General features: G+C 64.9%; 20 protein-coding genes. 2 read left to right on the top strand and 18 right to left on the bottom strand.

What is annotated here, in order from left to right; genetic code table 11:
• Positions 1 to 4 precede the first annotated feature (4 nt).
• From bamB to ndk, 8 genes are all read right to left on the bottom strand, one after another.
• A complete protein-coding gene (bamB, locus tag LSQ66_RS13830) occupies positions 5 to 1156 on the bottom strand; it encodes an outer membrane protein assembly factor BamB (protein WP_231765782.1) in 1152 nt (383 codons plus the stop codon).
• A gap of 28 nt (positions 1157 to 1184) precedes the next feature.
• Positions 1185 to 1847, bottom strand: coding sequence for a YfgM family protein (locus tag LSQ66_RS13835; protein ID WP_231765783.1), 663 nt, complete (start codon positions 1845 to 1847; stop codon positions 1185 to 1187).
• 28 nt (positions 1848 to 1875) lie between these two features.
• Positions 1876 to 3219 carry a histidine--tRNA ligase gene (gene hisS, locus LSQ66_RS13840; protein WP_231765784.1) on the bottom strand — a complete coding sequence of 448 codons (1344 nt, stop codon included), beginning with the start codon at positions 3217 to 3219 and terminating at the stop codon, positions 1876 to 1878.
• A gap of 2 nt (positions 3220 to 3221) precedes the next feature.
• Positions 3222 to 4484 carry a flavodoxin-dependent (E)-4-hydroxy-3-methylbut-2-enyl-diphosphate synthase gene (gene ispG / locus LSQ66_RS13845; protein ID WP_407659514.1) on the bottom strand — a complete coding sequence of 421 codons (1263 nt, stop codon included), beginning with the start codon at positions 4482 to 4484 and terminating at the stop codon, positions 3222 to 3224.
• Positions 4485 to 4496: 12 nt separating this feature from the next.
• A complete protein-coding gene (locus LSQ66_RS13850) occupies positions 4497 to 5471 on the bottom strand; it encodes a RodZ domain-containing protein (protein WP_231765786.1) in 975 nt (324 codons plus the stop codon).
• 13 nt (positions 5472 to 5484) lie between these two features.
• Positions 5485 to 6291 (bottom strand): type IV pilus biogenesis/stability protein PilW, encoded by an 807-nt coding sequence (pilW, locus tag LSQ66_RS13855; protein ID WP_231765787.1) that lies wholly within the window; start codon positions 6289 to 6291, stop codon positions 5485 to 5487.
• Positions 6291 to 7463, bottom strand: a complete 1173-nt coding sequence (gene rlmN / locus LSQ66_RS13860) for a 23S rRNA (adenine(2503)-C(2))-methyltransferase RlmN (RefSeq protein ID WP_231765788.1) — start codon at positions 7461 to 7463, stop codon at positions 6291 to 6293. Before rlmN ends, pilW begins: the two co-directional genes overlap by 1 nt.
• A gap of 90 nt (positions 7464 to 7553) precedes the next feature.
• A complete protein-coding gene (ndk, locus tag LSQ66_RS13865; protein ID WP_231765789.1) occupies positions 7554 to 7979 on the bottom strand; it encodes a nucleoside-diphosphate kinase in 426 nt (141 codons plus the stop codon).
• Between the two features lie 231 nt (positions 7980 to 8210).
• On the opposite strand from ndk, the gene LSQ66_RS13870 reads away from it, so the two are divergent.
• On the top strand, positions 8211 to 8894 hold the full coding sequence (locus LSQ66_RS13870) for a Bax inhibitor-1/YccA family protein (protein ID WP_231765790.1): 684 nt from the start codon (positions 8211 to 8213) through the stop codon (positions 8892 to 8894).
• A 49-nt stretch (positions 8895 to 8943) separates the two neighbouring features.
• Here the strand turns inward: LSQ66_RS13870 and LSQ66_RS13875 are convergent, their stop codons facing one another.
• Complete coding sequence (locus LSQ66_RS13875; RefSeq protein ID WP_231765791.1) at positions 8944 to 9921, bottom strand: aldo/keto reductase; 978 nt, start codon at positions 9919 to 9921, stop codon at positions 8944 to 8946.
• Positions 9921 to 10805, bottom strand: coding sequence for a DMT family transporter (locus LSQ66_RS13880; protein ID WP_231765792.1), 885 nt, complete (start codon positions 10803 to 10805; stop codon positions 9921 to 9923). Before LSQ66_RS13880 ends, LSQ66_RS13875 begins: the two co-directional genes overlap by 1 nt.
• A 97-nt stretch (positions 10806 to 10902) precedes the next feature.
• On the opposite strand from LSQ66_RS13880, the gene LSQ66_RS13885 reads away from it, so the two are divergent.
• Entirely contained in the window at positions 10903 to 11784 is an 882-nt protein-coding gene (locus tag LSQ66_RS13885) for a LysR family transcriptional regulator (RefSeq protein WP_231765793.1), read from the top strand.
• 2 nt (positions 11785 to 11786) lie between these two features.
• Here LSQ66_RS13885 and rlmD read toward each other — a convergent pair whose 3' ends face one another.
• The 8 genes from rlmD to LSQ66_RS13925 form a co-directional block, all read right to left on the bottom strand.
• Positions 11787 to 13130 (bottom strand): 23S rRNA (uracil(1939)-C(5))-methyltransferase RlmD, encoded by a 1344-nt coding sequence (gene rlmD / locus LSQ66_RS13890; RefSeq protein ID WP_231765794.1) that lies wholly within the window; start codon positions 13128 to 13130, stop codon positions 11787 to 11789.
• Positions 13131 to 13280: 150 nt separating this feature from the next.
• The gene (gene rpoS, locus LSQ66_RS13895; RefSeq protein WP_231765795.1) at positions 13281 to 14291 is read right to left on the bottom strand and encodes an RNA polymerase sigma factor RpoS; all 1011 of its coding nucleotides are present in this window, start codon (positions 14289 to 14291) and stop codon (positions 13281 to 13283) included.
• Between the two features lie 11 nt (positions 14292 to 14302).
• Positions 14303 to 15235: a peptidoglycan DD-metalloendopeptidase family protein gene (locus LSQ66_RS13900; protein WP_231765796.1), complete on the bottom strand. Its 933-nt coding sequence runs from the start codon at positions 15233 to 15235 to the stop codon at positions 14303 to 14305.
• Between the two features lie 16 nt (positions 15236 to 15251).
• Positions 15252 to 16118, bottom strand: a complete 867-nt coding sequence (locus LSQ66_RS13905; protein WP_231765797.1) for a protein-L-isoaspartate(D-aspartate) O-methyltransferase — start codon at positions 16116 to 16118, stop codon at positions 15252 to 15254.
• Positions 16115 to 16852: a 5'/3'-nucleotidase SurE gene (gene surE / locus LSQ66_RS13910; RefSeq protein WP_231765798.1), complete on the bottom strand. Its 738-nt coding sequence runs from the start codon at positions 16850 to 16852 to the stop codon at positions 16115 to 16117. The genes LSQ66_RS13905 and surE overlap by 4 nt, the downstream gene beginning before the upstream one ends.
• Positions 16853 to 16924: 72 nt before the next feature.
• Complete coding sequence (locus LSQ66_RS13915) at positions 16925 to 18703, bottom strand: KGGVGR-motif variant AAA ATPase (protein ID WP_231765799.1); 1779 nt, start codon at positions 18701 to 18703, stop codon at positions 16925 to 16927.
• A gap of 9 nt (positions 18704 to 18712) precedes the next feature.
• Complete coding sequence (locus LSQ66_RS13920) at positions 18713 to 19315, bottom strand: toll/interleukin-1 receptor domain-containing protein (RefSeq protein WP_231765800.1); 603 nt, start codon at positions 19313 to 19315, stop codon at positions 18713 to 18715.
• A gap of 192 nt (positions 19316 to 19507) precedes the next feature.
• Positions 19508 to 20455, bottom strand: coding sequence for an IS110 family RNA-guided transposase (locus LSQ66_RS13925; RefSeq protein ID WP_231765801.1), 948 nt, complete (start codon positions 20453 to 20455; stop codon positions 19508 to 19510).
• Positions 20456 to 20723 lie beyond the last annotated feature (268 nt).

Raw genomic sequence — 20723 nt, forward strand, 5'->3', positions numbered from 1 at the left:
CTTGTTAGTCGACCGTGATAGCGGCCACTGTTCCTGCTTGAGTTTGGAAAATCATGCTGTTGCCGGCCACTTGCGGGGCCGACTTGATGGCGCTGCCATCGGTTTCGACGCGGCCCAGCATGGAACCGTCTTCGCGCGACAGCAGGTGCACATAGCCCTGGTAGTCGCCCACGGCCACCACGCGGCCATAGGATACGGGGGTGGACAGCACGCGGTTGCCCAGCGAGTCGTTCTTCCAGGCGCTGGCGCCCGCGTCGCGGCTGTAGCTGTTCACATTGCCCTTGTCGTCCGCCACGAAAACGAAGCGCTGGTCCACGGCCACGCCCACGTCGGTGGAGGTTTCCTTGGCCCAGCGGCCCACGCCGGTGGCGGAGTCGAAGCAGCCCACCTTGCCCTGCCAGGTCGCGGTGCACACGTCCTTGTCGAAGACCACGGGCGCGCCGCCGATATCGGACACGCGCTCCAGTTCCGTCGCGCCCTTCGGATCGGCCACGGAGACTTCGAAGCGCGGCACGCCGTTGGCGAGAGCCAGCGCAATCAGGCGGCCCGCAGGCTGCGGCACGTACACGTTGCCGTTGGCGACCACCATGCCCGAGGCGCTGCGCAGGGTCAGTGCAGGCGTCGTACGCTGCAGGAACCATTTGCGTTCGCCGGTCTTGATGTCGTAGGCGGTAATCTTGTTATCCAGGCTGCGCACGATCACCAGTTCGTCGCTGATCGCCGGGCTGGCCAGCACTTCGCTCGATGCCTGGGTTTCCCACAGCAGCTTGCCGCTGCCGTCGTACACATACACGGCGCCTTTCAGGCCGCCCACTGCAACCACCTTGCCGTTGGTGCCCACGCCCGCGGTCAGCTCGCCCGGCGCCTTGATGCGCCACTGCGAACGGCCCGTGGCCGCTTCCAGGCGCTCGATGGTGCCGTCGTTGGCGGCCACGAAGACGCTGCCGTCCGCCACGGCGGGCGTGAACTGGTACAGGCCAGCCTTGCCGACCGAATGCTTCCACAGCACCTTGCTGGGGACCGGCGACTTGATCTCCACCAGCTTGGCGGGCGGGTTCTTGTCCTTGTCCTTGAAGGGGTTCAGCCAGCTCAGGGAACTGCAACCTGCCGTCAGCGCCAGCAGGCTCACGCCAACTACTTTTCCGGTGATACGCATATTGTTCTTGACCTTGTGTCTCGGTTACTCAGGCAGCGGGCGCCGCCGGCTTCTGTTCAGGCACCGTGCCGCCGATGGCTTCCAGTTTCAGCTCGATCAGCTGGCGGCCCGGGTTCTTCTTGTCGGTGCCTTCCAGCGCGGCCTTGTAAGCGGCGCGGGCGTCGGCCAGCTTGTTCTGCGCGGCCAGCACGTCGCCCTTGCGGTCGTTGACGGCGGCGGCGAACTGCGGCTTGGTGTCGCCTGCCAGCACCTTCAGCGCCTCGCCGTAGGCCTTTTCGTCCAGCAGCACACCGGCCAGGCGCAGCTTGGCCACGGCCTGGTATTCGTCGTTGCCGTGCTCGATGGCCCACTGCAGCTGGGCCTTGGCGGTCTTCAGGTCGTTCGCTTCGAAGGCGCTCTTGGCGGCAATCAGCGCGCCCATGCCCGCATAGGCGGTGCGGCCGAATTTGCTTTCCATGTCGCCCGCGGCGCGCTGCACCTTGGCGTTGTCCTTCTTGCCTGCGGCGTCCTGCAGCTCGTCGTACAGCGCCGAGGCCTGCACCGCCTGGGTGCGGATGTAGTACTGCCAGCCCGCCCAGCCGGAATAGGCGGCAAGGCCTGCCACCAGCAGCCAGGTGGCCAGGTTGCCGTATTGCGCCCACCATGCTTTGAGGGAGGCCAGCTGTTCTTGTTCTTCGAGATCGTATGCCATGTTTCGGTCTGCTCGTCAGGTTGGTCGATTAATGATGATAGTGAACGTGGTCGTGGTCATGATCGTGGTCTCCAACGATCTGGTCCACCACGTGGTCCACCACGCCGTCGAACGGCACGGAGGTTTGCTGCGCTTCGCCCTCTTCCCCGCGCAGCGCCTTTACGCTGGCGGTGTTGTTGGCCACTTCGTCCTCGCCGATGATGATGGCGAAGGCGGCGCCGCTGGCGTCGGCCTTCTTCATCTGGGACTTGAAGCTGCCCGCGCCGCTGGCGGTCGCGCAATGGAGCATCACGTCCAGGCCCGCATCGCGCAGGCGCTCGGCCAGCACGAAGGACTGGAGCTGGGCCGCTTCGCCCTGGTGCACCATGTACACGTCGCACTGGTTCGGCGCGGCGGTCTCGCCGCTTTCGCGCATCAGCTCAATGAGGCGCTCCACGCCCATGGCGAAGCCCACCGCCGGTGTCGGCTTGCCGCCGAACATTTCGATCAGGGGATCGTAGCGGCCGCCCGCGCACACGGTGCCCTGGGCGCCCAGCTGGTCGGTCACCCACTCGAACACGGTGCGGTTGTAGTAGTCGATGCCGCGCACCAGGCGGGTATTGATGGTGTAAGGGATGTTGTTGTGCTTCAGGATCTTCTGCACGCCCTCGAAGTGGGCCAGCGATTCCGCGCCCAGGTAGTCCAGCAGCTTCGGCGCACCGTTCACCATGTCCTGCATGGCAGGGTTCTTGGTGTCCAGGATGCGCAGCGGGTTGGTGTGGAGGCGGCGCTTGGCCTCCGCATCCAGGATGTCCTCGTGCTTCTCGAGGTAGGCGATCAGGTCCACGCGGTGGCGTGCGCGCTCCTCGGCATCGCCGATGGAATTCAGTTCGAGGCGGATGTTCTGCAGGCCCAGGTCGTCCCACAGGCGGCGGCACAGCATGATCAGTTCCGCGTCCACATCCGGGCCGGTGAAGCCCACGGCTTCCGCACCGATCTGGTGGAACTGGCGGTAACGGCCGCGCTGCGGCTTCTCGTGGCGGAACATCTGGCCCTTGTACCACAGGCGCTTGGGGCCTTCGTAGGTCAGGTTATGTTCCAGCACGGCTCGCACCACGCCTGCCGTGCCTTCCGGGCGCAGGGTGAGCTTGTCGCCGTTCATGGAGTCTTCGAAGGAATACATCTCCTTCTCCACGATGTCGGTCACGGCGCCGATGGCGCGCGAGAACAGGCGGGTCTCTTCCACGATGGGAGTGCGGATCTGCTGGAAGCCGTAGCTTTGCAGGATGGACTGCGCGGTGTTCTCGAAGATTTCCCACAGGTGGGCATCGGCCGGGAGGATGTCGTTCATCCCCTTGATGGCTACGATCTTTTCGGCTTTTTTGTCGGTCATGTTTATGCTGCTTGTTTGCTGTAGTTCTTCTGTACGTAGTCCAGCACGATGGCCTGGAACTCCTGCACGATATTCTCGCCGCGCAGCGTGGCCACCTTCTGGCCATCGACGAATACCGGCGCGGCGGGCGATTCGCCGGTGCCGGGCAGGCTGATGCCGATGTTGGCGTGCTTCGATTCGCCGGGGCCGTTGACGATGCAGCCCATCACGGCCACGTTCATCGCTTCCACGCCCGGATAGGTCTTCTTCCACTCCGGCATCTGCTCGCGCAGATAGCTCTGGATGTCGTCCGCCAGTTCCTGGAAGACGGTGGAGGTGGTGCGGCCGCAGCCCGGGCAGGCGATCACCATGGGAGTGAACTTGCGCAGGCCCATGGTCTGCAGGATCTCCTGGCCCACCACCACTTCCTTCGTGCGGTCGCCGCCCGGCTCGGGGGTCAGCGAAATGCGGATGGTGTCGCCGATGCCTTCCTGCAGCAGCACGGAGAGCGCCGCCGTGGAGGCCACGATGCCCTTGCTGCCCATGCCCGCCTCGGTCAGGCCCAGATGCAGCGCGTAATCGCAGCGCTTGGCCAGTTCGCGGTAGACGGCGATCAGGTCCTGCACGCCGGAGACCTTGCAGGACAGGACGATCTTGTCCCGCCCCAGGCCCAGCTCCTCGGCGCGCACGGCGTTCTCGATGGCGGAGGTGATCAGCGCCTCGTACATCACCTGCTGCGCGGTCCAGGGATTCTCGCGGCTCGCGTTTTCATCCATGATGCGGGCCAGCAGGGCCTGGTCCAGCGAGCCCCAGTTGACACCGATGCGCACCGGCTTGTTGTAGCGCGCCGCCACTTCGATCATCTGGGCGAACTGCGTGTCGCGCTTGGCGCCCTTGCCCACGTTGCCGGGGTTGATGCGGTACTTGGACAGCGCCTGCGCGCAGTCCGGATAGTCGGTGAGCAGCGTGTGGCCGTTGTAGTGGAAATCGCCCACCAGCGGCACGTCGATATCCATGCGGTCCAGCTGCTCGCGGATATAGGGTACGGCGGCCGCCGCTTCCGGACGGTCCACCGTCAGGCGCACCAGCTCCGAGCCGGCGCGCGCCAGCTCCTTGATCTGGATGGCCGTCGCCACCGCGTCGGCGGTGTCGGTATTGGTCATCGACTGCACCACCACGGGCGCATTGCCGCCCACCCAGACCTGCTTTTCCTTGTACGCGACCAGCACGCCGCGGCTGGCGCGGCGGGCGGACGGACCGGATGGGATGGCGGTATTGGAATCCATGCTCATGTTTCTTTACTTGATGTTCACGCGGGCGATGGTGCCGTTCGGGACCACCGGCAGCTCCAGCGGCTGGCCGCGCAGCGTGGCGCGCACGTTGCCCGGCTTGCCGACGATGAGCAGCGCGTCGCCGTCGATTTCGAAGGTCTCGGTGCTGCCGCCCTTCACCAGGCGGGCGATCATGGACGACTGGCCGCCCGGACGGCGGATCTCGATCCAGGAATCGTCCACCACGTTCAGCACCAGGGTGCCCGGCGCGGCGGCGGCGGGAGCGGCCGGCGCGGGCGCGGGCGCCGCAGGCGCCGCTGCGGGCGGCGTGGCCGCGGTACCCGGCGCGGCGGGCGTTGCGCCCTGCGCAGGCGGCGTGCCTGCGGGGGCGGCCGGTGCGGCGCTTTCGCTTGCAGGAGCCGCGGCGGGCGCCGAAGCGCCATTGTTCACCAGCGGCACCACGGGCGCGGGCAGCGGCGTGCTGGCGACACCCGGCTGTTCGGCGGCGGCCGGCGCCGAACTCTCCGCGGAACCGCCCTGGGCGCCCAGCATCTGCGGCGAGATCAGGCCCGCCTGCCAGGCGCCGATGGCGGCGGCCACCACCACGGCCACCAGGCCGAAGGCGATCAGGCCGCTCGGCTTGGACTGGCGCTCGGTCATCGACGGGAAACGCGACTCGCTGAAGGACGTGGCCTTGTCGCGGCGCGGCGCGGCCGTTTCCACGATGGGCGCGGGCTCCACTTCAATCATGGCCACCAGCGGCGCCGGGTCCATGCGCAGCACTTTCGCGTAGGCGCGGATGAAACCGCGCGTCACGGCCATATTCGGCAGCGCGGCGTAGTCGCCCGCTTCGATTGCAATCACCTGGCGCTGGGCCAGCTTCAGCTGGTCGGCCACCTGTTCGACGGTGAGGCCCATGGCCTCGCGCTGTGCCGCCAGCGCTGCTCCGGGCGTAGGAGCCTTGCGCTGGTTGTCCGGCTGTTCCTGCCATTCAGAATCCATTGGTACTCCAGTATCACTCATCAAACGCCCCACGTTGATACGCAGCGTATTCAGGCGAAGTTGCATGGTGGCGGCGCAGCTGCGTCGCCAGGGCCTGTTCCGCGCTGGTGTCTCCCAGCTTGTGCTGCACTTTGATCGCCAGCCACAGCACGTCGGCGGGCAGGCTGTCTGGTTTGCTCACTTTGCTCAGCCGGGTCACGAAGAACCCGGCGCGCGTGTAGTCGCGCTTCTCATAGTAGACCCGCGCCAGGTTGGCATTGGTCGCGGGCAGGTCCGGCGTCTGCTGCAAGGCGGGCAGCAGGTATTTCTCGGCAAGCGCGTAGTCCTTGATCCGGATCGCGCAGGCGCCCGCATTGTTCAGGGCCCGGCCCGGCGCGGCATAAGTGCGCATCGCCAGGGCCGCATCGAAATACTTGAAGGACTCGGCGGCATGCCCGCCCTGGCACAGGAAATAGCCGTAGTTGTTGCTGATCTCCGGATTGTTCGGCGCCAGCCTGAGCGCCTGCTGGAAGCTGCCGTCCGCCAGGGCCGTTTCGCCCATGGCCATGTAGATCAGGCCGCGCACGCTGTACGCCTCGGCGTCCTCCGGCGAAGCGGCAATGGCCTTCTTGATCTCGTCCAGCGCCACGGTGTACTGCCCGGTCTCGTAATAGCCTACCGCCAGCTGCAGGCGGATCTCGGCGCGCTTCTGCGCGCTGGTCTGGTCCGACGCGGTCGGCAGGTCGGCCTGCTTGCCCGGTCCCGCCGCGCAAGCCGCCAGCAGGCCCGCCAGCGCAAAGGCGGCAAGGCGAAGGAAGCGGCGCGGGCTCAGGTCTGCCATCAGGAACGGATCTCCACGATCTTGCCGAAATCGGCGCCGAATTTCTGCTGGTACTCGGCCATTTTCTCCATGCGCTCCTGCACGCGGGTGCGGTCCTTGACCTCGCCCGCCAACTGGCCGCAGGCGGCGTCGATATCGTCGCCGCGCGTCTTGCGGATGGTGGTCACGATGCCCGCATTCATCAGGATCTCGGCGAAGGCCTTGATGCGCGGATTCTTCGAGCGCTTCAGCCCCGACTCCGGGAAGGGGTTGAAGGGAATGAGGTTGAACTTGCAGTTCACGCCGTATTCCGGATGGTTCACCAGCGCCACCAGTTCGCGCGCATGCTCGTCGCTGTCGTTGAAGCCGTCCAGCATGCAGTATTCGAAGGTGATGAAGTCGCGCGGCGCGAATTCCAGGTAGCGCTTGCAGGCCGAGAGCAGCTCGGCCAGCGGGTACTTCTTGTTCAGGGGGACAAGGCCGTTGCGCAGCTCGTCGTTCGAAGCGTGCAGGGACACGGCCAGCGCCACCGGCACTTCCTGCGAGAGCTTGTCGATCATGGGCACCACGCCCGAGGTGGACAGGGTCACGCGGCGGCGCGACAGGCCGTAGGCGTTATCGTCCAGCATGAGCTTGAGCGCCGTGGCCGTGGGCTCGTAGTTCAGCAGGGGCTCGCCCATGCCCATCATGACCACGTTGGTGATCTGGCGTTCGCCCTTGGGGCCGGGCTCGATGCCCTTGGTCTTGCGCAGTTCGAATTCGGCCATCCACAGCTGGCCGATGATTTCGCCCACCGTGAGGTTGCGGTTGAAGCCCTGCTTGCCGGTGGAGCAGAAGCGGCAGTTCACCGCGCAGCCGGCCTGGGTCGAAATGCAGAGGGTGCCGCGGTTCTCTTCGGGGATGAACACGGTTTCCACCGCGTTGCCGTTGCCCACGTCCACCAGCCATTTGCGGGTGCCGTCGGCGGAAGTATGGTCGCTGATGACGGCGGGCGCCGTGATGTGGGCGCGCGTCTTCAGCTTCTCGCGCAGGGACTTGGCGAGGTCGGTCATGCTGTCAAAGTCGGAGGCACCGAACTGGTGGATCCAGCGTTGCAGCTGCTTGGCGCGGAACGGCTTCTCCCCCAACTCCGCACAGTAGGCGATCAGTTGCGCGGGATCCAGGTCCAGCAGATTGGTGAGAGTCGATTCCATAAGCACAAGTATTTCAAAAAAGCCTTTGCCCCGGACATCAGGCCGGGGCAAACGGGGTACAGCTACAGCAGCGCTAATCGCCGAAGCGGATTAGCGGGAGTACACGTTCAGTGCTGGGAAGAAGTAAGCGATTTCCACAGCGGCGGTTTCGGCAGCGTCCGAACCGTGAACGGCGTTGGCGTCGATGGAGTCGGCGAAGTCGGCGCGGATGGTGCCCTTCTCGGCCTTCTTCGGATCGGTAGCGCCCATCAGGTCGCGGTTCTTGGCAATGGCGCCTTCGCCTTCCAGAACCTGGATCATGACAGGACCGGAAACCATGAAGTCCACCAGGTCCTTGAAGAAGGGACGGGCGGCGTGCACAGCGTAGAAGCCTTCGGCTTCAGCGCGCGACAGCTGGGTCATGCGAGCAGCAACGACCTTCAGACCAGCGCCTTCGAAACGGCTGTAGATCTGGCCGATCACGTTCTTGGCTACTGCGTCTGGTTTGATGATCGACAGGGTGCGTTCGATTGCCATTATAAAAAACTCCAATAAAAAGAAAGGTTTAAAACGAAATTGATATCTCGATCAACCTTTGATTTTACCATACAACACACCATATACTGTCGATATTGGGGCAGAAGATGGCGTGGAGGGCGATTTAAGCCAATCCTAAGACCGTCAAGCCGGGCTTTAAGCCCATTTTATGGCACCTGCGTGCTATGCTTTTAGTAAAGGTACGCCTGTACCGCATCCTTTTGGAGGGCAATGATGGATCTGCAAAAAACCTATGACTACTCTGGCAGCCGAGCGCTGGTCCAGAACCGCGTCCTGCGTAACACTTACTGGCTGCTGGCCCTGTCGATGGTGCCAACCGTGCTCGGCGCGGCAATCGGCGTCATGTTCGGCGTCCCGATGCCGCGCGGCTTTATGGGCGCCCTGCTCTTCCTGGGCGTAGCCTTCGGCTTTATCTGGGGCATCGAGAAGAACAAGGACAGCGGACTGGGCGTCGCCCTGCTGCTCGGCTTCACCTTCTTCATGGGCCTCATGCTCACGCCCCTGCTGAACCGTACCCTGGGCTTCACCAACGGCGGCTCGCTCATCATGCTGGCCTTTGGCGGTACGGCTGCCGTGTTCGCCACCCTGGCCAGCGTGGCCACCGTGTCCAAGCGCGACTTCTCGGCCATGGGCAAGTGGCTGTTCGCGGGCGTGATCGTGCTGATCCTGGCATCGCTGGCGAACATCTTCCTGCAGATTCCGGCGCTGTACCTGACGATCTCCGTGATCGCCATCGGCATCTTCTCCGCCTACATCCTGTATGACGTGCAGCGCATCGTCAACGGCGGCGAAACGAACTACATCAGCGCCACCCTGGCCCTGTACCTGGACGTGTACAACATCTTCACCAACCTGCTGTCCATCCTGGGCATCGCAGGCGGCAGCCGCGACTGATCCTCGGTGGCAGCGCAAAAGCCCCGGCATGCCGGGGCTTTTTTTTTGCTCAGCGGTCCACGAAGGCCATGCGTTCCTTGCTGTAACGCTCGCCGGACACCTGCTGCAGCGCCCTCTCCAGCTCCGCCACTTCGCCGGCGCTGAGCACCAGCTGCGCGGCGGCCGCGTTCTGCTCCAGGTAGCGGCGGCGCTTGGTGCCGGGAATCGGCACGATATCGTCCCCGCGCTGGAGCACCCAGGCCAGCGCCACTTCGGCCGGGGTAACGCCGCGTGCCGCCGCCAGCTCCGTCACCGCCTGGGCCGCGCGCATGTTGGCGTCGAAGTTCTCGCCCTGGAAGCGCGGATCGAGATGGCGGAAGTCCGACGGCGGATAATTCTCCGCGCGCTGCGCCGTGCCGCTCAGGAAGCCCCGGCCCAGCGGGCTGAATGGCACCAGGCCGATGCCCAGCTGACGCAGCAGGGGCAGGAGTTCCTCGTCCAGGTTGCGCTCCCACAGCGAATACTCGCTCTGCAAAGCGCTGATGGGGTGCACGGCGTGCGCCCGGCGGATGGTGCCGGCGCCCGCCTCGGACAGGCCGAGATAGCGCACCTTCCCCTCCCGCACCAGGTCGGCCATCACGCCCACCACCTCCTCGATGGGCACGGCCGGATCGACGCGGTGCTGGTACAGCAGGTCGATGTAGTCCGTATCCAGGCGCCGCAGCGAGCCCTCGACCGCCTTGCGGATCGTCTGCGGGCGGCTGTCCACGCCGTTCAGCGCGCCCTTGGTGAGATCGAAGCCGAACTTCGTCGCCAGGATGACCTGCTGGCGGCGGCCCTTGAAGGCGCGGCCGAGGAGCGACTCGTTCTCGTAAGGTCCGTACTGTTCGGCCGTGTCGAAGAAGTTGATGCCAAGGTCGATGGCGCGGTGCAGAGTCGCGATAGACTCCGCTTCGTCGGCCTCGCCGTAGATGCCGGTCATGCCCATGCAGCCCAGGCCAATGGCCGATACCGTCAAACCTTGCGATCCCAATGTGCGCTGTTCCATTACGAGCGGCTCCGATGTGTGAAGAGTTGAAGGACGCCCTTGCCCGCGAACTGGTTCGCCAGCACCGCGGCAAGGATCATGGCCATGCCCAGCACCTGCGCGCCGCTCAGCACCACGTCGAAGAACAGCACATCGACCGCGATGGCCACCAGCGGATAGATGAAGGAGAGCGTGGCGATGGCTTCGGTGCGCAGGCGCTGGAAGGCGGCGTACATCAGGTTGTACATCAGGCCAGTATGCACGATTCCGAGCGTGAGCACGCAGGACCACGCCTTCAGCGGCAAGCTGTCAAGGCTGAAGCGGCTGAATGGCGCCAGCACCAGCGCGCCGACGATCAATTGCAGGCCTGCGATCTGGGCGGGGGCAAGGCAATTCAGCTTGCGCGTTGCCAGCGTGGCGATGGCGTAGAGAAAGGCTGCGGCCAAGGCGAGCAAGGCCCCTGCCAGCATGCCGGTATCGGCGCCGGAAAGATCGATATCAGCCGCCAGGGCCACGCCTGCGAAGGCCAGCGCCAGCCAGGCCAGCTTCGCGACCGGCGGCAGCTCGCGCTGCAGCAGCGCCCCGAGCAGGATCAGGAAGAACGGCTGCACGTGGTAGACCACGGTGGCCACCGAAATGCTGCTGCGGCCATAGGCCGAGAACAGGCAGAGCCAGTTCAGGATCAAGGCGGCGGCGCCGCCCAGGAGCCAGAGCATTGCGCGCCTGTCCAAGGCCTGCCATTGCCGCTTCAGGAGCAGCCAGCCCAACAGCGCCGCCCCGCCGATCAGGCAGCGGAAAAACACCACAGTGAGCGGTTCCAGTCCGCTGCCCACCACCAGCATGCCTATCGTTCCCGACAGCGCCATTGCCACCGTCAACCGCCATTCCCCGCCCCGTTTTTCCATTGCCGCCTCCATTCAAGTTGCTTGCAGTATGGTTTAGGCACAAAAAATCCACAATTACACTAGAATGCAATAGATTATTGATGCAGGTGCAACGATCATGGAAATGCTGAAGGAAATGGCGATTTTTGCTGCCGTGGTGCAGCACGGCGGTTTCTCGGCCGCTGCGCGCCAGCTGGGGCTGACCACATCGGCTGTCAGCCGCCACGTCACGCGGCTGGAGGCCTATATGGGAGGCCGGCTGCTGCAGCGGACGACCCGCTCCCTCTCCCTGACGGAGCTGGGAACGGAAGTGCATGCCGGATGCGTGCGCCTGCTGAATACTGCCCGGGAGATCCATGCTTTCGCGGGCAGCTACCGCGCCCAGCCGAGCGGCCTTATCAAGGTCAGCGCGCCTATCGTGTTTGGCCAGGTCTGGCTCGCGCCGAAGCTGCCGGGATTCCTCGCGCGCCATCCCGAAGTCGACATCCGCCTCACACTGGTGGACCGCAAGGTTGACCTGATCGAGGAAGGCATGGACGTGGCGATCCGCATTTCAAACGAGCTTGCGCCCGGCCTGGCAGCCCGTCCTTTGTGCGGGATGCGCTATGTGCTGGTCGCCACGCCCGCCTATCTGCAGCGGCACGCGCCGCCCGGCGAGCCTGCGCAGCTCGCGGATCATTCCTGCATCTATCTGGGATACTCCGACTTTGGCGAGCATTGGCCGCTCCAGCGCGGCAGCGAGCAGGTCACCGTCAAGGTCAGGTCGCGCATGACGATCAATAACAGCGCGGCCATTCTCGCGGCTGTGGAGGCGGATGGCGGCATTGGCCTGATGCCGGACTTCACGGCGAAGGCCGCATTGGAAACGGGCCGTGTGGTGCAGGTGCTGCCGGATTGGTCGCTGCGCGAACCCTATGCGGGCGCGGTGCACGCCGTGTACGTGCCCGGCCGCCACGTGGCGCTCAAGATCCGCGCTTTTATCGACTACCTGCTTGCCTGACTTCAGTCGAGGTCGAATACCGCCATCGATTCCACGTGCGAGGTGTGAGGGAACATGTTCACCACGCCCGCCTGGCGCAGCGTGTAGCCTGCGCGGTGCACCAGCACGCCCGCGTCGCGCGCCAGCGTGGACGGGCTGCAGGAGACGTAGACGATGCGCTTCGGCAGCAGCTCGGGGTTTGCATCTTTCAGTTCCGCCAGCGCCAGGCCCAGGGCCATGGCGCCGTCGCGCGGCGGGTCGATCAGCATGCGGTCGAATTTGCCGAGGGCGACCAGGTCGTCCTTCGTCACTTCGAACAGGTTGCGGGTCGAGAAGCTGGTCTTGGCATCGAGGCCGTTGACCTTGGCGTTCGCCAGCGCGCGCTCGGTGAGCGCCGTGCTGCCTTCGATGCCCACCACTTCGCGCGCCTGCGTCGCCAGCGGCAGCGTGAAGTTGCCCAGGCCGCAGAACAGGTCGGCCACGCGGTCGGTGGGCTGAACATCCAGCAGGCGCAGGGCTTTCGCCACCAGCACGCGGTTGATGTGGTGGTTCACCTGGGTGAAGTCCACCGGCTTGAATGGCATCTTCACGCCGAATTCGGGCAGCAGGTAGTGCAGCTGCTTGTCCAGCGGGTAGAAGGGATAGGCGGTGTCCGGGCCCTTGGGCTGCAGCCACCACTGAATCTTGTATTCGTCGGCGAAGGCTTTCACCTTCGCTTCGTCGTCCGCCGTGAGGGGCTCCATATTGCGCATCACGAGCACCGTCAGGTCTTCGCCGATGGCCAGTTCGATCTGCGGCACCTTGTCGAAGATGGAGAGCGAGTGGATCAGCGCGCGCAGCGGCATCATCATGTCCGATACGTGCCTGGGCAGGATCTGGCAGCTCTGGATGTCGGCCACGTAGACGGACTTCTTCTCGTGGAAGCCCACCAGCACCGTGCCCTTCTTGGCCACGTAGCGCGAGGACAGGCGCGCGCGGTAGCGGTAGCCCCACGTCGGGCCGTACATCGGGCGCATCATGGTTTCCGGCTTCACCTTGGAGAGGTGCCAGAGATTGTCCTCCAGAACGCGCTGCTTGATCGCTACCTGGGCCGAGGGCTCCAGGTGCTGCATGGAGCAGCCGCCGCAGTAGTCGAAATGGACACACTTGGGCGCCACGCGCATCGAGGATTCGCGGTGCAGCTCGATCATGCGGGCTGCTTCCCAGTTTTTCTTCTTGCGGAAGGTTTCGAAGCTTACCCGCTCGCCTGGCAGGGCGCCTTCGACAAACACCACCTTGCCCGGGGTGCCGTCCTCGTTGTCCTGCATGTGGCCGACGCCGCGCGCGTCCATGTCGAGGGATTTGATGTCGATGGTGTTGTCTTGCATATTAGGTGCTGCGGGTGGTGTGGGGAACCCGGTATGATAGCAGATCGCGGTTGTTACTGACTGTGGTTGGTGGCTGACTGCGGTACCGGGGACGGACCCCGGTTTCGGCTGCACCGAAAGCGGGGTCCGTCCCCTGCGCCGCCTTTTCCCCTACAGCAGGGAGTCGCGGACGACGCCGCGGGCGGCCATGGCGCGTTTGAGCTTTACGAGCGCTTCCTGCTGGATCTGGCGGACGCGCTCGCGCGTGACGCCCATCTCCTCGGCCAGGGTCTCCAGCGTCGCGGGGTCGTCGTTGTCGAGGCCGAAGCGGCGCATGATGACGATGCGCTGCTTGTCCGGCAGCTTGGTGAGCCAGTCGCGCACCAGCACCCGCATTTCATGGTGCTCGGCCCGCGCATCGGGGCTGTCTTCGCTGTCGCCGGGCAGCATGTCCATCAGCGAGGACTGCGGGTCGTTGTCCAGCGGCGCATCGAGCGATGTGGCGTGCTCGGAGAGCGCAAGGATGTCCTGCACCTCCTCCACCGGACGTCCCACCAGGTCGGCGATGTCCTCGGCGGTGGCGTCCTTGCCGTTGTGGTGCTGGGCTTCGAGATGGTATTTGCCGCGCAGGATCTGGTTCAGCTCGCGCACCATGTGCACCGGCAGCCGCACCGTGCGCGCCTGGTTCATGATCGCGCGCTCGATGCTCTGGCGGATCCACCAGGTCGCATAAGTGGAAAAGCGGAAGCCGCGCTCGGGCTCGAACTTGTCGATGGCGCGCATCAGGCCGATATTGCCCTCCTCGATCATGTCGAGCAGGACCACGCCCCGGTTGATGTAGTGCTTGGCGATGGAGACCACGAGCCGCAGATTGTGCTCGATCATCTTCTGCCGGGCCGCAAAGTCGCCCTGCTTGGCCAGGGTCGCGTAATGGACTTCCTGTTCCGCCGTCAGCAGGGGCTTGGCGCCGATCTGGTTGAGGTAGTGCTGGGTGGTGTCGGTGGAGAGCTCCGCCGCCAGCACCTTTTTCAGCTCGTCGACACTCTCGATGACGGTAGTGCTGGCCTCGACGGCGGTGGGACCGTCGATCTCGCCCGCCTCGGCCCCATCGTCGATTGGCTCGTCCGGGTAATCCTCCGGAACCGAGTCGTCTTCCAGGTGGTTATGCGGCGAGCGTGTCATGGGCGGCTTGTCTAACGGTTCGGCAGGAACTTCGATGGATCCACCGGCTTGCCCTGCTGCCTTATCTCGAAGTGCAGCTTGACCGAGTCGGTATCGGAATCCCCCATTTCGGCAATTGCCTGGCCCTTGTTCACCGTCTGCCCCTCCTGCACCAGAATGGAGCGGTTGTGCGCATAAGCCGACAACAGGCCGTTACTGTGCTTCACGATTACGAGATTACCATAACCACGGATCCCGCTGCCTGCATACATTACCTTGCCTGCACCGGCCGAGACCACCTGCTGGCCCGCGCGTCCGGCGATGTCGATGCCCTTGTTCTTGCCTTCGTCGAAGCTGCCCACCACCTTGCCATCGGTGGGCCATTGCCAGCTCACGGCGCGATCTTCGGTGCTGAGCGCGGGCGCTGCCGGTTTCGGCAGGCTGGGCGCCACACTGGCCAGCTGGGTCGGCTTCTCGGCAGGCTTGTCGGCCTTCTCAGGCTTGTCGTTGCCGTTCTTCTGGAGATCGGCCAGGTTGTTGTCGGTGTAAGGCTGTTTGTCGGCCTTGGGCGAGGTCTTCTTCGGCGCGGACGGCTCGGCCGGGGCGCGCGTCAGCGAGGGCGGCGGCGCCACCGAAGCGGTCTGCACGCCGCTGCGCTCTTCCGGGGGCTCCACGCGCAGCACCTGGTCCACCTTGATGTCGTTCGGGTTGGACAGGTTGTTCCAGGCCACCAGGTCGCGGTAGTTCTGGCCGTGATCGAGGGCGATGCGCAGCAGGGTGTCGCCCTTCTTCACCGTGTACATGCCGGGCTTGTCTTCCACCTTCGGCGCCGGGGCGGGCGTCGGCTGGGCCGGCGGACGCGAAATGTGCAGCTCGGATACCGGGGCCTGGTTCGGCGTGGACGTACAGGCGCTCAGCAGCGCCAGCGTGATCGTGCTCAGGAACAGGGAACTTGTTTTCGTCATTCTCATCTAATCAGGTCTAAACGATTCCAGGCCGCAAGGGCACAAAATGGCAGTCTTCGAGCGTCTGGCGCACCCACTCGGCCTTGCCGGTGCGGGTGACGAGTTCCAGATGCTGAGTGCGTGCGCCCACGGGCGCGACCAGTCTGCCGCCAATGGCGAGCTGTTCCAACAGCGCCTGCGGCACCTCCAGCCCCGCCGCAGCAAGGATGATGCCGTCGAAGGGGGCGGCCTGGGGCAGCCCAAGCATACCATCTCCATAATGCAGACGCAGATTCGCTACCCGCAGGGGCCGCAAGTTGGACTTCGCCAGCTCATGTAACGGCTTGATGCGCTCAATGGAATACACCTCTTGCGCAACACAGGCCAGAACAGCCGCCTGGTAGCCGCAGCCGGTGCCGATTTCCAGGACGCGCTGCAGCTGGCCGCCGTTGCGCATCACTTCGATCATTCTGGCAACAATATACGGCTGGGAAATGGTTTGGTGGTGTCCGATTGGCAAGGATGCATCGATATAGGCCTGGGAAGCCAGGCCCTCATCCATGAACATATGCCGCGGCACGGTTTCCAGCGCCGACAGCACCACCTGGTCCTGCACGCCCTGCCTGGCCACGCGCTGCACCATGGCGCGGCGCACCGCGTCCGACACGAGGGGATTCTGGCGCGGCGCGGCAAGCGGCTGGGGCTGGGCCCGCTCCTGCGCATAGCTGTGGGCGCGCGAGGGAGTCGCGGCGGGAGGCGGCGGCGCCCAGGGGCTCTTGGCCGCCGTGGTGGCCGCGTTGCGGGTCGCCGTCTGGGGCGTGGCCACGGTGGGCCGGAATTCCGTGCCCGGCTTCTTCGCCGTCACCGAGGACAGGGGCAGCGGGAAGCGGGGCTTGGCGCTCATGCCAGCACTTCCTTCAGCTGGGCCAGCTGGGGCTTGTGGGTGAGGTCGATCTGCAGGGGCGTCACCGAAATCTTGCCCTGCTGCACCGCGTGGAAATCCGTGCCCTCGCCCGCATCCTTGCAGGCGCCAGGCGGGCCGATCCAGAAGATTTCCCGGCCGCGCGGGTCATGCGCCTTGATGACGGGCTCGGCCTGATGGCGGCGCCCAAGGCGGGTAGCGGTCAGGGGGCCCAGTTCCTCGTACGGCAGGGTCGGGATGTTCACGTTCAGCAGATAGGGCTTTTCCAGGGCATCGCGGTAGCGCTCCACGATGTCGCGCGCCACGCGGGCGGCCGCGTCGATGTGGGCCCAGCCGTAGGCGCCTTGGGAAAAAGCGATGGCGGGAATACCGAAGAGATAGCCTTCCGTCGCGGCAGCCACCGTGCCGGAATACAGGGTGTCGTCCCCCATATTCGGCCCATTGTTGATGCCGGACACGATGAGGTCGGGCCGCTCGGTCAGCATCCCCGTGAGGGCGATGTGGACGCAATCGGTTGGCGTGCCGTTAACAAAATAAAAGCCGTTGGCGGCCTGCTGCACGGACAGGGGCCGGTCCAGGGACAGGGAATTGGAGGCCCCGGAACGGTTGCTGTCCGGGGCCACGACCACGATATCGGCGATGGGCGCCAGGGCTTCGGCCAGCGCATTGATGCCGGGCGCCAGGTAGCCGTCGTCGTTACTGATAAGGATACGCATGCGACTAATTTTACCTGAAGCAACGCTCAGCCAGCGCATGCCGGGAGCCGCCGGGCGGAAAAAATCGCCGCTTCAGCGCGCGCCGATGCGCGGTTCCGACAGTTCCTCTTCTTCGCGTTCGTGCTCGCTGCCGGCCGGCGCCATGCCCCGGTAGCTGCCCAGTTCCTGCTCCACGTTCAGGATGCGGTGGCGCACGCCGTCGCGCCGGCCCTGCTCGGGCATCTGCTCCAGTTTGCCGCGCAGCTGGGCCAGGCCGCGCCGCACCCGTTCGGTGTCCGGATGCAGGGTGCCCAGCAGGCGGCTGCGGGAGGCCAGCACCCGTTCGAGCAACGGCAGGGCCAGCTCCAGCCGCCCTGCCCTGGCCAGGATGTCCGCCCGCACGGCGAGGGCGTCGATGGTGGCGGGGTGGTCGTCGCCCAGCTCGCGCTCGTGGGCATCGATGACGGTGTCCTGCAGGGCCAGCGCGTCGGGGAACTGGCCCAGTTCGGCCAGGGTCACGCCCAGGGCCGTGCTGGCGAGCAGGGTGGCGCCGGCGCCCGCGCCTTCCGCCGCCTCCAGTGCGGCCAGCACGGCCTCCTGCAGGAAGCGCGCCTCCTGGAATTTTTCCTGCTGGAAGAGCACGTCAGCCAGGGCGGCCTTGCTGTGGAGGGTATCGGGATGGTCTTCGCCCAGCAGCAGGCGGCGCAGGGCTACGCTTTCGTCCAGCACGGTGAAGGCCTGGGACAGGGCCCCGTCGCGCCGGTACAGCCTGCCGAGGTCCAGCAGAGCTGCCGCCAGGGCCAGCGAGGCAGGCCGTCCGGCGCCCTCTTCCAGCGCCCGGCGCGCATGGGCGGCGGCGGACAGAAGGGGAATCTCCTCGCGCGACTGCCAGGGGCAATGGCCGCCCTCGAACCAGTCCAGGAAGGCGGAGAAGCTGCGCGTCAGGGAGAAGCGGTCGCTTTCCTCGTCGCTCAGCACGGGCAGCGGCTCGCCATATGCCAGGCCGCCCAGCTGCTGGAGCTGTACTTCGTCGAAATAGCTCTCCAGCGACAGGCGGGACTGCCCATAAGCCTCCGCCAGGCTGCGCTCGAACTGCTGCTGGTAGCCAGGAATGTTGCGCGCCGGGTCGCCGCGCCGCCACAGGGAGCGGACGGCGGCGTCGCCCGCGTCGATGCGGGTCGGCAGGGGGTAGATCAGCAAGGGGCGCTGCTCGTCCTCATGGCTGCGGCGGTAGGTGGTGGCGCGCTGCACCAGGCTGTCCAGGCCCTGCAGGCTCTGGCGGCCGGGTGTGAAGACCAGTACCAGACGGGTGGGAAGCAGGGTGGTGCAGATGCCCGCCACGTCCCCCTGCCCTGCGGGCGAATCGACCAGCACATGCCGGAAATGGTGGGCCGTGCAGGCGGCGAAGGTGCGGAACAAGGCGGGACAACTGTGGAAGAGCCGGTCCCAGTTCAGGCTGGCGAGGCGCTCGGCGTAGCTGGCGTCCTGGCGCCCGGCCCGCATGAGGAACAGGGGGCGGGCCTGGTCGGCCCTTACCACGTAATCCTCCCAGCCCACGGCGTCGAGCACGGCCTGTGCCAGGTCGGCGTCGTTGCGCTCGCGCCGCCCGCGCTGGAGCTGGGCGTCGCAGGCGGCGAACAGTTCCAGTACCCCCGGCCCGTCCGCGTCCACGCCGAAATAATGGTGCAGGGACGGCGCCTCGAGGTCCCAGTCGATCATCAGCACCGGCCTGCTGCCGCCCTCGCGCCTGGCCAGCAGCAGGGCCAGGTTGGCCAGCGCCATCGTGCGGCCGGCGCCGCCCTTGTGGGAGTGGAAGGTGACGACTTCGCCAGGCTCGTTGCGTGGCGGGAGGGACAGGCGCTGGGGTTCCATGACGGGCCTTTAACGTGGAAAGTGTGGAGGCGGGGTGGCGCGCCACTCCGGTGGAATGTCGGGCAGGACAAAACGGCTGCAGTCGTGTCCCGGCGGGATGCTGTACTTGAGGAAATGGTAGTGGGCGACGATGCGCTGCACGATGCGGTCGATGTCGGGCAGGAAGTCCGGGTTGGTCTTCAGGTCGCCCGTGGCGAGCGTGTAGCGCGAAAAGTCCACATACATGCCCTCGCTGATCTGGGGCGGCAGGCTGAGCGGATGGCGCGTCATGATCACAGGAATAATCAGGTGGCTGGGCAAGGGATACCAGTGCCGCCTCTCCTCTTCGATAAGTTGCATGGCTGCAAATTCACGCCGGGTGTAGGCGTGGGCTTCGTACTTCGGCGTGTAGATCACGATCATGCACACGCTCTGGCAGAGCGCGAGCGCAATCTTGCGGTCCAGGTCGTCACCGCCGCCCAGCTGCTCGCTGTCCACGAACAGCTCGGCTTCGTTATCGAGATGGGGTTCCAGATAGCAGCGCAGGGCATCGGCCAGGTCGGTCTTGAACTTGCTCATGTAGGCATGGTGGCCATGCGCATAACTGAAGAAACAGCCGTAGCGGATCGTCATGTCGTCCCCTCCTGTTTCTCCCCTGACATCTTGTTCTTTTCACGATTTCCGTTCCACTTTAACAATCCCTTCCGTGGGGACTTTGCGCTAGCGCAAACGTGCAGGACTGCTGGGCTACGTGCAAAATGCTGGCGCGAATATGCTGGAAGTTGGCATAACGAAGACGCAGGGGACAGCAACTGTCTTGATTAATTAATCGAGGGTTGCTGCCCACCTCTCGTTGTTATGCAACATGGCGTTCATGGTGACGAGCAGCTTGCGCATGCAAGCCACGATGGCTACTTTCTTGAGTTTTCCTGCCGCGAGCAGCCGGGCGTAGGCGCTTTTGAGGACGGGATTGTGTCGGATGGCGACCAAGGTGGCCATGTAGAGGACCGCCCGTACCGATGCCCTGCCACCCCAAATTCTTCGCTTCCCCCGCATCTTGCCGCTGTCACGGCTGTATGGGCAGACGCCAACCAGCGCACCGATTTCGCGCCGATTGAGCGTGCCAAGCTCGGGTAACTGCGCCAGCAGGGTTGCGACGGTGATGGAGCCTACGCCGGGGATGGATGAGAGCAGGTCGGCTTTAGCGTGCCATAGCGGACTTTCCTTGATAGCCCGCCCCAGATCACCATTGGTGCCCTTGATACGCTGCTCGAGCCATTCAATATGCTCATTGATCTCTTTTGCAATGAGAGCGGTCGCCTGCAGCTTTCGGTTCTTCTCAGCTGTGAGCATATCGACCAACTGGCGTCTTCGAGTCAGAACGTCCTCCAGATGGCGTAGCTCACCGTCTTTAATTGGACGCAGTGCCGGTTTGACCGCTTGCCCGAAGCGGGCCAGAACAATGGCATCGACCTGGTCAGTTTTCGCAAGCACGCCAATGGCCTTGGCGAAATCCCTGGCCTGTTTGGGATTGATGACCGCCACTGGCAACCCCGCAGTTGCCAGTACGCTGACCAATTCCATTTCGAGACCGCCGCTCGCCTCCACCACGATCCATCGCGGCTGTAGCTGCAACAACCTGGCTTTCAGGTTCTGATGACCACCCGCGTCATTGGGGAACTGCGCCCGATGTGACAGCGGAAGACTATCGACGTCCAGACTCTTCTTGCTGACATCGATCCCGACGTACAACCCATCGTCTGCGTTCTGCATGATTCTTTCTCCCATTCTTACTGATCCGGGGTTCGCCCCCTGACAACTGTTCGGGCTACAAAGAATCGAGCATGCCGTCATTGGCTGTCCCACGGGATTTGCTCCCACAGACCTATCAGACTGGCATGCCCGCAGACATAATTTAGCGTATGTTGAAGATATAAGACCCCGGATGGGGTCTGTCCCCGGTAACCTGGTCGACCACCGAACACAGTCGGCGCGGACTGGAGTTCGGTAGCGAACCGAGCTTTCGGGGACAGACCCCGTC

It is taken from the genome of Massilia endophytica, from assembly GCF_021165955.1.
Taxonomy (GTDB): Bacteria; Pseudomonadota; Gammaproteobacteria; order Burkholderiales; family Burkholderiaceae_D; genus Rugamonas; species Rugamonas endophytica.

What these genes read in the sequence shown, in the direction of transcription:
- bamB (WP_231765782.1), bottom strand. Translation starts at nt 1,156, where the DNA reads ATGCGTATCACCGGAAAAGTAGTTGGCGTGAGCCTGCTGGCGCTGACG.
- LSQ66_RS13875 (WP_231765791.1), bottom strand. Translation starts at nt 9,921, where the DNA reads ATGGAACAGCGCACATTGGGATCGCAAGGTTTGACGGTATCGGCCATT.
- LSQ66_RS13900 (WP_231765796.1), bottom strand. Translation starts at nt 15,235, where the DNA reads ATGACGAAAACAAGTTCCCTGTTCCTGAGCACGATCACGCTGGCGCTG.
- LSQ66_RS13925 (WP_231765801.1), bottom strand. Translation starts at nt 20,455, where the DNA reads ATGCAGAACGCAGACGATGGGTTGTACGTCGGGATCGATGTCAGCAAG.
- ndk (WP_231765789.1), bottom strand. Translation starts at nt 7,979, where the DNA reads ATGGCAATCGAACGCACCCTGTCGATCATCAAACCAGACGCAGTAGCC.
- rlmN (WP_231765788.1), bottom strand. Translation starts at nt 7,463, where the DNA reads ATGGAATCGACTCTCACCAATCTGCTGGACCTGGATCCCGCGCAACTG.
- LSQ66_RS13870 (WP_231765790.1), top strand. Translation starts at nt 8,211, where the DNA reads ATGATGGATCTGCAAAAAACCTATGACTACTCTGGCAGCCGAGCGCTG.
- LSQ66_RS13880 (WP_231765792.1), bottom strand. Translation starts at nt 10,805, where the DNA reads ATGGAAAAACGGGGCGGGGAATGGCGGTTGACGGTGGCAATGGCGCTG.
- LSQ66_RS13850 (WP_231765786.1), bottom strand. Translation starts at nt 5,471, where the DNA reads ATGGATTCTGAATGGCAGGAACAGCCGGACAACCAGCGCAAGGCTCCT.
- LSQ66_RS13905 (WP_231765797.1), bottom strand. Translation starts at nt 16,118, where the DNA reads ATGAGCGCCAAGCCCCGCTTCCCGCTGCCCCTGTCCTCGGTGACGGCG.
- ispG (WP_407659514.1), bottom strand. Translation starts at nt 4,484, where the DNA reads ATGGATTCCAATACCGCCATCCCATCCGGTCCGTCCGCCCGCCGCGCC.
- pilW (WP_231765787.1), bottom strand. Translation starts at nt 6,291, where the DNA reads ATGGCAGACCTGAGCCCGCGCCGCTTCCTTCGCCTTGCCGCCTTTGCG.
- LSQ66_RS13835 (WP_231765783.1), bottom strand. Translation starts at nt 1,847, where the DNA reads ATGGCATACGATCTCGAAGAACAAGAACAGCTGGCCTCCCTCAAAGCA.
- hisS (WP_231765784.1), bottom strand. Translation starts at nt 3,219, where the DNA reads ATGACCGACAAAAAAGCCGAAAAGATCGTAGCCATCAAGGGGATGAAC.
- surE (WP_231765798.1), bottom strand. Translation starts at nt 16,852, where the DNA reads ATGCGTATCCTTATCAGTAACGACGACGGCTACCTGGCGCCCGGCATC.
- LSQ66_RS13915 (WP_231765799.1), bottom strand. Translation starts at nt 18,703, where the DNA reads ATGGAACCCCAGCGCCTGTCCCTCCCGCCACGCAACGAGCCTGGCGAA.
- rlmD (WP_231765794.1), bottom strand. Translation starts at nt 13,130, where the DNA reads ATGCAAGACAACACCATCGACATCAAATCCCTCGACATGGACGCGCGC.
- LSQ66_RS13920 (WP_231765800.1), bottom strand. Translation starts at nt 19,315, where the DNA reads ATGACGATCCGCTACGGCTGTTTCTTCAGTTATGCGCATGGCCACCAT.
- rpoS (WP_231765795.1), bottom strand. Translation starts at nt 14,291, where the DNA reads ATGACACGCTCGCCGCATAACCACCTGGAAGACGACTCGGTTCCGGAG.
- LSQ66_RS13885 (WP_231765793.1), top strand. Translation starts at nt 10,903, where the DNA reads ATGGAAATGCTGAAGGAAATGGCGATTTTTGCTGCCGTGGTGCAGCAC.